Annotated in this window: 9 protein-coding genes and 2 pseudogenes (1 of these 11 only partly in view); 5 read left to right on the forward strand and 6 right to left on the reverse strand. The window is 39.5% G+C overall.

The annotated features are described in order from the left end of the window. Both gppA and rhlB read right to left on the reverse strand, forming a co-directional pair. On the reverse strand, positions 1-733 hold the 5' end (the start) of the coding sequence (gene gppA, locus ACRWSG_RS08365) for a guanosine-5'-triphosphate,3'-diphosphate diphosphatase (protein WP_371352277.1). It extends 761 nt beyond the left edge of the window; only the first 733 of its 1,494 coding nucleotides appear in the window; the start codon lies at positions 731-733; the stop codon falls past the left edge of the window. A gap of 48 nt (positions 734-781) precedes the next feature. Continuing rightward, entirely contained in the window at positions 782-2,056 is a 1,275-nt protein-coding gene (gene rhlB / locus ACRWSG_RS08370; RefSeq protein WP_462166056.1) for an ATP-dependent RNA helicase RhlB, read from the reverse strand. 90 nt (positions 2,057-2,146) lie between these two features. On the opposite strand from rhlB, the gene trxA reads away from it, so the two are divergent. The 3 genes from trxA (at position 2,147) to ACRWSG_RS08385 (ending at position 5,327) form a co-directional block, all read left to right on the forward strand. Further along, positions 2,147-2,473 (forward strand): thioredoxin TrxA, encoded by a 327-nt coding sequence (gene trxA, locus ACRWSG_RS08375; RefSeq protein ID WP_054554679.1) that lies wholly within the window; start codon positions 2,147-2,149, stop codon positions 2,471-2,473. A gap of 181 nt (positions 2,474-2,654) precedes the next feature. Continuing rightward, a complete protein-coding gene (gene rho, locus ACRWSG_RS08380; RefSeq protein ID WP_462166057.1) occupies positions 2,655-3,914 on the forward strand; it encodes a transcription termination factor Rho in 1,260 nt (419 codons plus the stop codon). A gap of 162 nt (positions 3,915-4,076) precedes the next feature. Beyond that, positions 4,077-5,327 carry a methyl-accepting chemotaxis protein gene (locus tag ACRWSG_RS08385; RefSeq protein ID WP_138598975.1) on the forward strand — a complete coding sequence of 417 codons (1,251 nt, stop codon included), beginning with the start codon at positions 4,077-4,079 and terminating at the stop codon, positions 5,325-5,327. Here the strand turns inward: ACRWSG_RS08385 and ACRWSG_RS08390 are convergent. Beyond that, positions 5,300-8,059 (reverse strand): tetratricopeptide repeat protein, encoded by a 2,760-nt coding sequence (locus tag ACRWSG_RS08390; protein ID WP_462166058.1) that lies wholly within the window; start codon positions 8,057-8,059, stop codon positions 5,300-5,302. The two genes, ACRWSG_RS08385 and ACRWSG_RS08390, sit on opposite strands and share 28 nt — an antisense overlap. A 219-nt stretch (positions 8,060-8,278) precedes the next feature. Here ACRWSG_RS08390 and ACRWSG_RS08395 point away from each other — a divergent pair. After that, a pseudogene (locus ACRWSG_RS08395) lies at positions 8,279-8,861 on the forward strand (DNA-J related domain-containing protein). 9 nt (positions 8,862-8,870) lie between these two features. Here ACRWSG_RS08395 and dbpA read toward each other — a convergent pair. Continuing rightward, complete coding sequence (gene dbpA / locus ACRWSG_RS08400) at positions 8,871-10,259, reverse strand: ATP-dependent RNA helicase DbpA (protein WP_462166059.1); 1,389 nt, start codon at positions 10,257-10,259, stop codon at positions 8,871-8,873. A 187-nt stretch (positions 10,260-10,446) separates the two neighbouring features. Between dbpA and ACRWSG_RS08405 the strand changes: the two genes are divergently transcribed. Beyond that, a complete protein-coding gene (locus ACRWSG_RS08405) occupies positions 10,447-11,403 on the forward strand; it encodes a tetratricopeptide repeat protein (RefSeq protein ID WP_462166061.1) in 957 nt (318 codons plus the stop codon). Positions 11,404-11,714: 311 nt separating this feature from the next. Here the strand turns inward: ACRWSG_RS08405 and ACRWSG_RS08410 are convergent. Both ACRWSG_RS08410 and ACRWSG_RS08415 read right to left on the reverse strand, forming a co-directional pair. Next, positions 11,715-13,124 (reverse strand): annotated as a pseudogene (locus ACRWSG_RS08410) (alpha/beta hydrolase family protein). Then, positions 13,069-13,668 (reverse strand): hypothetical protein, encoded by a 600-nt coding sequence (locus ACRWSG_RS08415; protein ID WP_462166062.1) that lies wholly within the window; start codon positions 13,666-13,668, stop codon positions 13,069-13,071. The pseudogene ACRWSG_RS08410 and the gene ACRWSG_RS08415 overlap by 56 nt, the downstream one beginning before the upstream one ends. Positions 13,669-13,698 lie beyond the last annotated feature (30 nt).

The raw sequence follows: 13,698 nt of genomic DNA on the forward strand, positions 1-13,698 counted from the left end.
GCTCTTTAATAGCGAGAAGTTTATCAAGCGTTAAAAGCTCATCTTGGTTTTGTGCAACCATGATTTCTTGGATCGCTTGCACTGTGCCTGACGCACCGCTCGCAATTTGCCATCCGGTTGCTTGGTATTCATCGACAATTTCTGCAACCACTTCACTTGCAGCTTTAATTGCAGCAGCAAAGTTTTCGTTACTGAGCTTTTGATCTTTGAAGTAGCGTTCTAGGAAGGTAACACAGCCCATGTGTAGGCTTTTATAATGCAGTGCATCAAAACCCTGACCGATAACAACTTCGGTACTGGCTCCGCCAATATCGATAACCAGTTGTTTACCGCTACAAGCAGAGGTGTGCGCCACGCCTTTATAGATTGTCTTAGCTTCTAACTCACCGCTGATGACATTGATTTTATGACCAAGGATCTGTTCAGCTTTATGCTTGAATACATCAGCATTAGTAGCAAGACGTAAAGTTGCGGTCGCAACAATTGTGATGTTTTTCTTTGGTATGTCTTGTAGACGTTCAGCAAACAAGGCTAGGCATTCCCAACCTCGTTGCATGGCTTCAGTGCTAAGGACGTTGTTTTCATCAAGCCCTGCAGCAAGCCTTACTTTACGTTTTACTCGACCGATCGTTTGCAGACCGCCAGCAATCGATTTAGCGATCAGCATATGAAAGCTATTTGATCCTAAGTCGATTACTGCATACACATTTTTTTGCGGTTGAAGTTGCCCCACCGTTCAAAAACCTCTAGTTACTACTAAGTCTTCAATAACGGTCGTTTATCACGACCGCGATTTCTGGTAACTATTATTTGGTCGACGTCCGTTGTTATTACGATTACGTGGATATGTAGAATAGTTCCGCTTTTTCTGAATAGTAGGCTTAGTTAAATCATCAAGCAATGCACTTTTATCATAATGTGATAATGGAATGCTGTGTTCTATATATTGCTCAATTTCGTGGAGATTATAGGCATACTGTTCACAGGCAAAGCTAATAGCGTGTCCTGATGCACCTGCACGTCCGGTACGACCAATACGGTGTACATAGTCTTCACAATCATCTGGCAAATCAAAATTAAATACATGACTTACTTCTGGGATATGCAAACCACGAGCTGCAACGTCTGTTGCTACTAAAAAGTCTAAATCGCCTTTGGTAAATTGAGCCAAAATTGATTGACGCTTTTTCTGGTTTACATCACCGGTTAATAAACCAACTCGGTGACCATCGGCTTTCATCCATGCATAAACATTCTCACAACTGTGTTTCGTATTTGCAAACACAATCGCTTTATCTGGCCATTCTTCTTCAATTAAAGTTAACAGTAACTTAATTTTGTCATCTTGCGATGGATGGAATAGCTCTTCTTGAATACGCTTACCTGTTTTTACATCAGGCTCGACTTGTACGTGCTCAGGGTTAGTCATATGTTCAAACGCTAATTCCTGCACACGATATGACAAGGTTGCAGAGAATAATAGGTTTAATCGCTCAGACGTTTCTGGCATACGTCTAAACATATAACGAATATCTTTTATAAAGCCTAAATCGAACATACGATCTGCTTCATCAAGCACTACAACCTCGATTTCATTGAGGGTATAACAGCCCTGCTTGTATAAATCGATAAGGCGTCCAGTAGTCCCAATTAAAATATCAACGCCTTTTTCTAGTTGTGCACGTTGTTTTTCGTAATCTTCGCCACCATATACTAATCCTAAGTTAAGATTACAGTGTGGCGCTAAAATTTTTGCATCTTTGTGTATCTGAATCGCCAGCTCCCTTGTTGGGGCCATGATCAGGGCTCTTGGATGTTTACTAGATGCTTTGCTAGATTGTAATAACCGATGGCACGTGGCGGTTAAAAACGCCAACGTTTTGCCCGTACCTGTTTGTGCTTGGCCCGCAATATCGCGGCCTTCACAAATAAAAGGTAGGCATTTTGCTTGAATGGGTGTGCAATATTCAAACCCATTTTCGGTTAAACCGGCAACCACTTCCGGTGCGATAGCAAAGTCTGAAAACTTTTTATCGGTCAAATGTGTCTTAGTCATAGCGTTTAAGCATAACGTTTAAACTTGCAATAAGAAACAAGAGTGTTTAAATACGCATTAAATATTTCGCCTAACTAATCGGAGATCGCAATGAGCGAGAAAATTATTCAATTAACTGACGATAGCTTTGAAGCTGACGTACTACAATCAGACAAACCTGTACTTGTTGATTTTTGGGCTGAATGGTGCGGACCTTGTAAAATGATCGCCCCTATTCTTGACGAAGTAGCTGGCGAGTTTGATGGCCGAGTTACCGTTGGTAAACTTAACATCGACCAGAATGCAGGCACACCACCAAAGTTCGGTATCCGTGGTATCCCTACATTACTTCTTTTCAAAGATGGCCAAGTTGCAGCAACTAAAGTTGGTGCTCTTTCTAAGACTCAATTAGTAGAGTTTTTAGAAAACAACATCTAATGAAAATATAAAAAAAGGGCTTTTTGCCCTTTTTTTAGCTTTATTTTGTTTAAAGACTGGACGCCTTGCTAGTGACCTGCTAGTTTATAAAGCCAACTAATCCTTAGTTATACCAACAAACCTCACTCATGTATCAAACGATGATTTTGAGTATGACAATTGTAATAAAGAACCCACCAATATGCATTTACGCGAATTAAAAGACAAGTCTATAAAAGAGCTTGTAAACTTAGCTGAGTCCATGGGGCTCGAAAACGTAGCCCGTTTAAGAAAACAAGACATCATTTTCGCCATCCTTAAAGCGCACGCTAAAAGCGGTGAAAACATCTATGGCGGCGGTGTACTAGAGATCTTACAAGATGGTTTTGGTTTCTTAAGATCATCAGAAGCATCTTACTTAGCCATTCCAGATGATATTTATGTATCACCGAGTCAAATCCGTCGATTCAGCATGCGTACTGGTGACTCAATTTCAGGCCTTATTCGTCCACCTAAAGACGGCGAACGTTACTTCGCACTATTAAAAGTAAATGAAGTAAACTTCGACAAACCTGAAAACTCTCGCACAAAAATCCTATTCGAAAACCTTACCCCACTACACGCAAACGAACGTTTACGTATGGAGCGTGGTAACGGTAGCACTGAAGACATCACAGCACGTGTACTTGATTTAGCATCACCAATTGGTAAAGGTCAACGTGCGCTTATCGTTGCTCCGCCGAAAGCGGGTAAAACCATGCTACTGCAAAACATTGCGCAATCGATCAGCTACAACCAGCCTGATTGTGAACTGATGGTTCTTCTTATCGACGAACGTCCAGAGGAAGTTACAGAGATGCAGCGCCTTGTAAAAGGTGAAGTAGTTGCCTCAACGTTCGATGAACCAGCGAGTCGTCACGTTCAAGTTGCCGAGATGGTAATTGAAAAAGCAAAACGCCTTGTTGAGCATAAAAAAGACGTGGTTATCTTACTTGATTCAATCACACGTCTTGCTCGTGCCTACAATACGGTGATCCCATCATCAGGTAAGGTATTAACCGGTGGTGTTGATGCAAACGCATTACACAAACCAAAGCGTTTCTTTGGTGCAGCTCGTAACGTAGAAGAAGGCGGTAGCTTAACAATTATCGCAACGGCTCTTATCGATACTGGTTCGAAGATGGACGAAGTTATCTACGAAGAGTTCAAAGGTACAGGTAACATGGAATTACACTTAAATCGTAAGATTGCCGAAAAGCGTGTATTCCCAGCGATTGACTTTAACCGCTCAGGTACGCGTCGCGAAGAATTACTTACTAAACCTGATGAACTACAAAAGATGTGGATCTTACGTAAGATCGTTCATGAGATGTCAGAAATTGACGCCATGGAATTCTTAATTGATAAGCTTTCGATGAGCAAAACCAATGATGAATTCTTTGACTCAATGAAACGACAGTAACGATTACTAAGTTTTTAAAAAATGCCTGTTTAATACAGGCATTTTTTTTGCCTAAAACTAAGCACATAACACTTTAAAAGTTATACTTTTTCAGAATAAGTTTATTGGTATTTGAAGAATAATTGTTCTATAAATGATTAGATATAAAGGTAAGGATCCTCTATGTCGCATTTAAAAATTGCAATTATTCTATTTGTAGTTAGCTTAATTGGCAGTATTACCAGCTTTATCATTTTCAACTCATCTATGAAAGAAATAGTCATTTTTGGCTTAGTTTCAGTCATTCCTTGGTCGCTATTAATCATTTATCTACATAAAGATAATGACAAACAAAAGGACTACCTTAAATATTTTGTATCTTGTATAACAACGAAAGATGGCATCGACTTCACTTTTCGGTTTAATGAAAGTGACAGCCAATTACCTGAGGTCTGTCACGCTTTAAATGCAAGTCTAACCATGGTCGAGCATTTACTTAGTGAAGTTTCAGCTTCATCTGCGCGGCTTCTTCCTATGGCAGATGCTCTGCGAGACACCTATGCCTCAATGACTCAGAAAGCCACAATACAAAATGCACATGGAATTGATTTAGCCAATACAATAAATCGAACGATTGAAGTGTCAAGAAAGCTTGATCATAGCTTGAAAGAAATCTTTCAATCGGTTTTGGCTGCGACAGAATCAGTTCAACAAACTCGTTCTGATTCAGATAAAAGCCAAGCAAGCCTTATTAAACTTGCTGATAATATAAATCTCACAAGCGAACAAATTTTATTACTTAAACAAGACAGTGATGCCATAGGCTCAATTATTGATGTAATAAATGGCATCGCAGATCAAACCAACCTCTTGGCATTAAACGCGGCAATTGAAGCAGCCCGCGCTGGTGAGCAAGGTCGAGGCTTTGCAGTTGTCGCAGATGAAGTAAGAAACTTAGCTGCACGAACGAGTAAATCGACCCAAGAAGTGCGTGAAATGGTAGCTAAAATTCAACACAGCACCAAACTTGCAAATCAACTGATGCAAACAGCTCTCAAGGAAGCTGAAAATACAGTACAGTTATCTGATGCAACGACAAAAGAAACAAATAAAATAGAGCAGGCTATGTTAGCTATCAGCAACTACTCAGAGGGCGTTCATGAGCAAGTCGCAATACAAAGTACTATGTCTGACGAAGCCCAGGCTAGTATTGATGCAATGGTAGAATTAAACTCAGACGCACTTTCAAGTTCGCAAATTCAAGCTGTGTCCAGTAAGGATTTAGTTAGCTTAGCTCACGCTATAGATGACAAACTGTCTTTGTTTCATATTGCTCACCCAGATATCGATACTAATCAGCGTATAAATCGCGATCGTATCCAAACTAGCGACTCTTCTAAAAATCATCAAGATGGAGAGATTGAGTTATTTTGACTTACAGCAGCACAATGTAGCTGCTCAAGCAACTGAGCAACTAGGCTAGTTAAGTCTGATAATTTTTGCTGTTTTAGTGCAGACTCAAGCGCCATTGCACTCACTGCCACCTCATCTAACGCAAACATTTTTGCAGCACCACCAATGCGGTGCGCATCCTGCTGCAAATCGAAGTATTTATCAGCAGCAAAGTGTTGTTGTATTAAGGCGCTTTCGTGCTCGAAACTTGCAATAAAACTAGCGACTAAGTCGCTCATATCATGCTGAGACTTAATTGTAACGGCGTCCTTCTTACAATGCTTAGCAAGTTGCGTGTAAAACACCTTTTTATCAATTGGCTTAGCAAGATAACCTGTAAATCCCGCTTGAAGATAACCGTCGATTTCGTGACTAATAGCATTAGCCGTTAACGCATATACAGGCTGTGTAAACCCACATTCATGTAATAGTTTAAGCGCACTTAAACCATCAAGCACTGGCATCTGAATATCAAGCAACACGACATCGGGAAACTCCTTTAAACACTGCTCAACGGCTTGCTCACCATTTTCTACAGCAATCACCTCAAGTCCCATAGATTCTAAATAGCGAGAAATTAAACGGCGGTTATCTGGATGATCTTCAGCTAGCAGCACTTTGCCAGATAAGCCATTGGCAGCATGTTGTTCGAGTTTTGCAGGCTCAATGATGTCAGAGCTTGGTATATACTCTTTACAAGGTAAGTAAAATGAGAACACGCTACCTTGGTTCAGCTCACTTTCAACACTTATATAACCACCCATCATCATTGCAAGCTGTTGCGATAAACTTAATCCAAGTCCAGTACCACCGAAACGGCGACTAATACTATTGTCACCTTGGCTAAAGCAGTCAAATATTTGCTTCAGTTGCTCGGCATTCATGCCAATACCAGTGTCGGTAACATAAAACCACACACCTTGCTCAACACGCGAAACCTTTAACTCGACTTCGCCTTGGTTTGTAAACTTAATTGCATTTGCACACAGGTTAATAAGGATTTGTTTAATGCGGGTAAAGTCGAGCAAGCTATAATATTGCTCACCAAGTTCATTATGAAATGCAAAGTTCAACCCTTTATCTTTAGCCTGACCACTAAGCATAGAATGGACATCTGTAAGCAACCGAACTAAATCCCCCTCTTTTAGGCTAAGCTCTAGCTTGTTAGCTTCAATTTTACTGATATCTAGCACGTCATTTATTAGCTCTTTTAAATGATCACTTTGTTTTTGGATAACAGCAAGTTCATCATTTAAGTGCTCTGGTTTATAATAACCATTAATTAAATTATCTGTTTGCCCTAAAATTGCAGTTAGCGGCGTACGAATTTCGTGACTAATATTTGCTAAAAATTGACTCTTTATTTCGTTAGCTCTGCGCAATTTTTCTGCTGTTTCTTCAAGTTCTTTTGTTCGTTTTGCCACCATTAAAGAAAGCTGCTCTTTAGCGCCTTTTTCAATACTACGACGGTATACAGTAATACCTGTTACCACCAACATAACGAATAAGATGAATAGCATAATGCCCAACTGTCGTTGTTTGGACATTTCGAGATCTTGTACTTGTTGACGTTGCTTTAGTTCGATTATTTCTTGATTGAGCTGAGTTGCTTGTATCTGGCTTTGTAACTCTCCCATCGACTTTAATAATTTGGCATTTTGAACAGAGTTAAATGAACGAACAAACTTATCAAAATTCGCAACGGCTGTAGCAAAATCACCTTGACCTGCTTTAATTAAAGCCATCATTCCCATACCATCTTGAACACGTAAATCGTCTTTGTACTCCTTTGCCATCTGTACTGAAGTAGTTAAAGTTGATTCAGCTTTTGTTAATTTATTCTGTAACAATTCAATTTTTGCTTGTGACAACACGCCGACCAACTCTAAGGCTTTGTTGTCAATTTTTTTTGCAAACTCAATTGCTTTTTCGGCATGGCTTAAGGCAAGCTCTAAATCACCCGTGCGCAAATAAACATTAGCAATGTTGCCATGGCGAGAAGACAAGAAATAGGCGTTATTTGTTTCTTGATAATAGCGCAAAGCACGCTGATAATAATGCAAAGAGAGTTGATACTGCCCAAGCTCAGAATAAGCTACCCCCATATTTCCATAGGATTGAGCGACACCATCCATATCACCTAAACTTTGGAATATATTTAATGTTTCTCTGTACATTTCAAGAGCAACTTCGTAACTTGAAAGTCGAATATATATTCCGGCAATGTTATGCAAAATATCAGCTTTATCTTGCTCACTACCATGTTGCTCATAAATATCTTTGGCCTGTTTGTAGTAATTTAAAGCTTGATTCAAATTAAACATATCAAAATAAGCGAGACCAATATTGCTCATTAAATTGGCTTTAGCTAGTGGGTCAGGCATTTTTTCAGCAAAAGGTATCGCTTTTAAGTACGCTATTAGCGCCTGTTGCATCAAACCTTGATAATAGTAGGTCACTCCTTGCATTTTTATTGCACGAAAGAAACGCTCCGGATTGGTATCAAATGATGTAGATAACTCAACTTTTTGGTAATTTTCAATTGCTTTAGAAAATAAGTCTTTCTCTAATGCTAAATCGGCTAATTGCATATAAACATCAAGAGTTTGCTCATTACTCAGTGAACCTTGTGAAATTAACTGTAACCCTAGTTGATGCTTATCTTCCCACTGTTCTTGTTGTGTGAATTGCTCAAATAATGAATTTGCAGCCAAATTGAAGGGCATAACGAAAAAACAGCAAAAAAACGCTGAACAAAGTATGCTTAAACGTGTAGGTGCGAGCATATATTTAATATCCCTAATCTTATACTTGGCTTTTTATGCTAATTTTATAATGCTAAATATTTATCTCAGAGCAACTTTGTAGTTTCAATTGTTTAGCTGTGATAGCGTACACACATTTAGATTACACCAAAGTCAGGCTTGCGAACAATGGTTAACCCACTGATTGATGAGATTTTTTACCTCCTTTTGGAACAGCCTGTTTGGAAGGTTCATACGCTTGCCAGCGCACTTAGTGAATCTGGAAAAATAGAATCATTAGACGCAGACCCACAAAAAGATTCTGTTTAAACGCAACTTTTTAGTTATGAATGGCTTGTATCAACTGCAAGCACAACTTGCGCCAGAGCAACAGCTAGAGATTGCCTCTTTACATATTGAACTTATTAGTAAGCAAACAAGTAACGCATTAGAAAGTCATGACCCGCTACGGGGTTATTATTTAGATTGGCAAAACTTTGATACAACAAGCGATGAAATTGATGCGTTGTTAACTGATTTTTGGCAGCGCTTTTCTTCATTTAGCACAAAGAAGGGGATTCACTCATTACCTCAGCAGCAGCTAATACAATTACAACAGGCGTGGCAGCTACCTACTGATTTTTCGGAAAAACAGTTACAAAAGCGTTGGCGACAACTGGCGCTAAAACACCACCCAGACCGCCAAGGCTGTGCAATTGAGTTTAAGAGAATACAACTCGAATATGAGCAACTTAAAGCTAGCTGCTCATAATTAACCAGATTACCGACTCAAACGTCGCGCACGGATCTTGCGCTTTTTAATATTACCTTCGGTCAATTTGCGTAATGCAGGTTTTGCAGCTGCTCGCTCAACAGCAATAAAGGTCACATTATCAAGTACGTTAATTTTACCTACCTGATGACCGGCAATTCCCTCTTTACCAGTTAATGCACCTAAAATATCACCGGCACGAATTTTTTGCTTCTTGCCAGCATCAATCATAATTGTCGCCATGGTTGGCTTATAAGCAGGCTTTTCGAGCAAGCTAAATGGCGGAATTGGTTCAGGGTCAAAGTCGCGCTCATAGTGGTCGCCAATTTGTGCCACTTTAAATTGCTCTGCTTCACCATAAATAGAACATGCAATACCCTTTTTACCTGCTCGACCAGTACGACCAACACGGTGTACATGGGTTTGAGGGTCATGCGCGAGGTGGTAGTTCACTACCATGTCCATATCGTTGATATCTAAGCCACGCGCAGCAACATCCGTTGCAACCAGAATACAGGCACTTTTATTAGCAAAGCGAATTAAAGTGCGCTCACGTTCACGTTGATCTAAATCACCGTGTAAGGCAACCGCACTAAACCCTTCAGCATAAAGGTCATCACAAATCTGTTGAGTTTCAACCTTGGTGTTACAAAAAACCACACAGCTTTCTGGCTGGAACTTTAATAACAACAGCTTCAATGTATTAAAGCGCTGTTTATTATTATCTAGTTTATAAAAGTATTGCTTTATGGTGCTTTTTGTTTGCTCTTCTTCAACCTTAATCATTTCTGGATTGCTAAGCACTCGCTCAGCTATCGCAGCAATTGATTTTGGATAAGTCGCACTAAACAATAATGTTTGGCGTTGATTTGGAATACTCTCAACAATAGCATCAAGGGTATCTTGGAAACCCATATCTAGCATTTGATCAGCTTCATCTAACACCAAGGTTTCAACATCATTTAAGCGCAATGTGCCTTTGCGAATATGGTCATCAACACGACCTGGCGTGCCAACAATGATATGCGCACCATGCTCTAATGAGCCAATTTGTGGACCAATAGACACACCGCCACATAAGGTTAAAACTTTAATGTTATGAATACCACGGGCTAGCTTACGAACTTCTTCCGCTACCTGCTCTGCTAATTCTCGGGTTGGACATAAAATGAGAGACTGAATACGAAAGCGTTTCACATTTAACTTAGCCAGCACACCTAGACTAAATGCAGCCGTTTTACCCGACCCGGTTTTAGCTTGGGCAATAATATCTTTGCCTTGCAAGATCACTGGCAAGCTTTGCGCTTGCACAGGCGTCATTTGCGTATAACCTAAAGTTGATAAGTTATCGGTTAACTCTTGCGGCAAAGCCAAAGATGAAAAAGCAGTAGCGGTCACAGTAATATTCCAAACTTGATAATTGAGGGACATCCTCGAAGATGCTGTGGATCATAGCAGAGAATGTGCTGTTTCTCTAAACGAAAACATTGTTCAGCATATTTAATTCATATTTGCTTACAGTTTGGTGCTTTCTAACTCTCTGCATTTGTTCTAGTTTATTGATAGCAATATTCAGGAAGAAACGATGCTTCTATTTAATACCGCACCCGCTGATGTTTTTTATAAAAAACAAAAAACGTGTCCACATTGCCATAGTGAACATTATTCTTTAAGCAATCACAGTAAAGTTTTGCGCTTTACTATTTTGCCCATCATGCCACTTTCTATTAATTATCAAAGACAATGTGATGACTGTGGCTATGTTACTCCTGCACCTTGGTATTCATTGCCCGCCTTAGAGTTAGCGTCGTTTATAAAGTACTTTATTGGCCTATTCATCATCGTTTACCTATTAGTAAAAGCATTAATCGGGGCGAATGAACAAACTGAGAACGAGCAAACTTACCTAAACGAGCCAAAGTTGTTTGATACCTATTTTGTATATTCGGATAAATTTACTGGCAAACCAAAACGTATTAACAACCTAAAAGTAGCTCAGCTCGTTGAGTTGGATGACAAGAACATGACTTTTAGAGTTGCTAACTACACTTACAAGTACAATAAAGACATCGAGATTGCGATGCGAACCAGCATGCTAGTTCAAGATGATTACTTTTCTAGTAAAACCCTGACTTTCAGTAAATCACAAATACAGCAGCTTTATGATGAAGGCAGCATATATAAGATTATGCGACCTGAGCTTTATAGTTTATTTGGTGGTTTTGTTATGCACCCGCCTAGACCTAAGCCTTTATATACGGGCGTTAAGCTCGATAAGCATAATCAGGAGGGGATCACTTACTTCAAAGATGGCTTATACGAGGAAGCGTTGAAAAGTTTTACCCTGTCTGCGGAAGATGGTTATTCATGGGGGCAATTAAACTTGGGTCAGATGTATCGCGATGACCAAGGGACAAATGTGAATAACGAAAAAGCAGCTTACTGGCTCAACAAAGCCACCTTACAAGGGAATCCTAAAGCAAAGGTTGAGCTCGCAGAGCTATGCTTGAGTTACGATTGTAGTAAGTTGAATACTCAATAATCTGTTACCCATAAATATCACGCAGAAGAAACCAGCCTAATAATATGACTCTCGCTATTTACTTTAATTTTGTTATGTTATAACATTTTTGTATGGCGCAGTATTTATATTACTTTGTTGGTTTTATAAATGCTTATTAGCAATAACAGAGTCACTCTCCTGCTCTGTTTTAAATTGCAACTAGGCTTCATTGCTTAATGAACGAATCATCTTTTGAGTTTGTACAACTTAAAGGAAGACCTTGCACACTAGCACGCTTACGTTCCCGTGCTAAATCCTTGCCGGCGAGCTTGCTCGCCGGCACTTTTCTTTTAAAGCTTTAAATGTTCATCTAAGAAAGCCAATACTTTTTTATAGTAAAGAGTGCGGTGCTCTTCTTTATAAAAACCGTGGCCTTCATCATCTAATAGCTCATAAATATAGGGATGATTCTCTTTTTTAAAAGCCGAAATTAAAGACTCAGCTTGCTCGATAGGCGCCCTTCAATCTTCCCCACCATGAAAAATTAATACTGGAGCTTTTAACTTTTCTATATTGTAGCTTGGTGAAAAACGCTTTAGTTGCTCTTCATCCTCGCCTAATACCACTTTTAGAAAACGTTGCCCGCTATCACGCTCAGATACATCTCCCTCATCAAACATGAGTGGTAAATCATATACACCTACAACTCCAATCGCACACTGGAACATATCAGGTTCCAAGATCGCACTTTGTAACGCGGAATATCCACCAAAGCTGGCCCCCATAATGCAAATGTTACCTTTATCAGCAATACCGCTTGAAATAAGATATTTTACACCATCTATAATATCGTATTGTATTTCCTGTCCCCACTTGCGATGGCCGGCACGTTCAAAATTTCGTCCAAAGCCACCTGAGCCACGAAAGTTAACCTTTAGTACAGCAATTCCTCTACTCGCAAGAAGCTGAGCTGTTGAGTCATATCCCCACCAATCTCTTGGACCATGAGGACCCCCATGCGGCATTACTACTAATGGTAAGTTTTTTTCTTCAGCATTATTTGGAATAGTTAAGTAACCGTAGATAGCTAGTCCATCACGTGCTGTAAAATTGATAGGCTTTGTAATCGCCATTTGACTAGGTTTAATCCAACTTCTGGATGAGAATAGAAAACCGAGATTATTAGTTTTAGCATCAAATAAGTAATAACTGCCAGGATTAGTGTCACTTGAGGCAAAAATGACGCTCTTATCACCATTTACGGTACTGCTGACTAATTGAACTTGCTGGTCCTCAAGCACTCTTAAAAGAGCTTTTAATTGCTGGCTTTTCTTAGTGTTATTATCTATAAAAGAATAGGTTGGGTAGCCTAACTCATGCTCGACAGCAAAAAGTTCTTTTGAAACTTCATCCACCCACACCTGCTTTGGTGAAACACTTTTTTCTTTATGGATTAGATCAAATTGTTTAGTTTTAAGATTTAACTTATAAAGCCCTTTAGCTTCTCCGTTAACTGAAGCCGTCACATAAGCAGATTCATCCGTGCTATCAAAAGCATGCAACCCAACATCACTATACGAAATATCCTTTAAATTGAGCTCTTCCCACTCACCACCAGATTTAGGGCGGATATATATTTTTGGATTAATATAGTCATCAGTCGAGGCGGATACTCTTACGTTGCCTTCATGATCAGTCAGAAAACTAGCCATTCTTGAAGGTGAACGTGTGATTCTTTTTTCTTGTCCCTCGATAGACATCTACTTCATATACAATCGTGTGAGGCTCTTTGGCAGCTGTCCATGGTATGGTTAAAACCAACATTTTACGCTTATTTTCTACCAATGGGTCAAGCACATAAGAGGTCCCTAATACAGGAGTTGCCTTTTTAATTCTCGTCCCAGTTTGCCTTTCACCTTGATAACCAACCAAATACTCCCCTTGACTGCCGTCTGCGTTTACACCAAACAACTCACCATGGTATTCAGGATGATCTTTCCAACCCTTGAGATACTCTTTAGCCAATACAATACGCTCTTCATTCACCCAGTAATAGTTGCCGACTTGAGCATTTTTTGGAAAGTTTATCGCATGCAATACCTTAAATGTATCAGTATCCAAAATCATTAAAGAATTCTTGCCGTTAGGCTGCGTCATTACGGCTAGGTATTTACCAGTAGGTGAAATCTTCACACTTCCAAACTCGCTAGCTTTACTGAAGGTTTCAATTGGTAAAGGTTTTGGTTTTGCATTACTAATAAAGCTAGTAAGCAAACAAGATATAATTATGATTAATCTAGACATAAAATTCCCTTTTAAATTTAGAACAAAATA

The sequence above is a fragment of the Pseudoalteromonas sp. GB43 genome, from assembly GCF_054923805.1.

Bases quoted from the DNA above. Each gene is read 5' to 3' on its own strand.
- rhlB (WP_462166056.1), bottom strand. From the start codon at position 2,056: ATGACTAAGACACATTTGACCGATAAAAAGTTTTCAGACTTTGCTATC.
- trxA (WP_054554679.1), top strand. From the start codon at position 2,147: ATGAGCGAGAAAATTATTCAATTAACTGACGATAGCTTTGAAGCTGAC.
- rho (WP_462166057.1), top strand. From the start codon at position 2,655: ATGCATTTACGCGAATTAAAAGACAAGTCTATAAAAGAGCTTGTAAAC.
- ACRWSG_RS08385 (WP_138598975.1), top strand. From the start codon at position 4,077: ATGTCGCATTTAAAAATTGCAATTATTCTATTTGTAGTTAGCTTAATT.
- ACRWSG_RS08405 (WP_462166061.1), top strand. From the start codon at position 10,447: ATGCTTCTATTTAATACCGCACCCGCTGATGTTTTTTATAAAAAACAA.
- ACRWSG_RS08415 (WP_462166062.1), bottom strand. From the start codon at position 13,668: ATGTCTAGATTAATCATAATTATATCTTGTTTGCTTACTAGCTTTATT.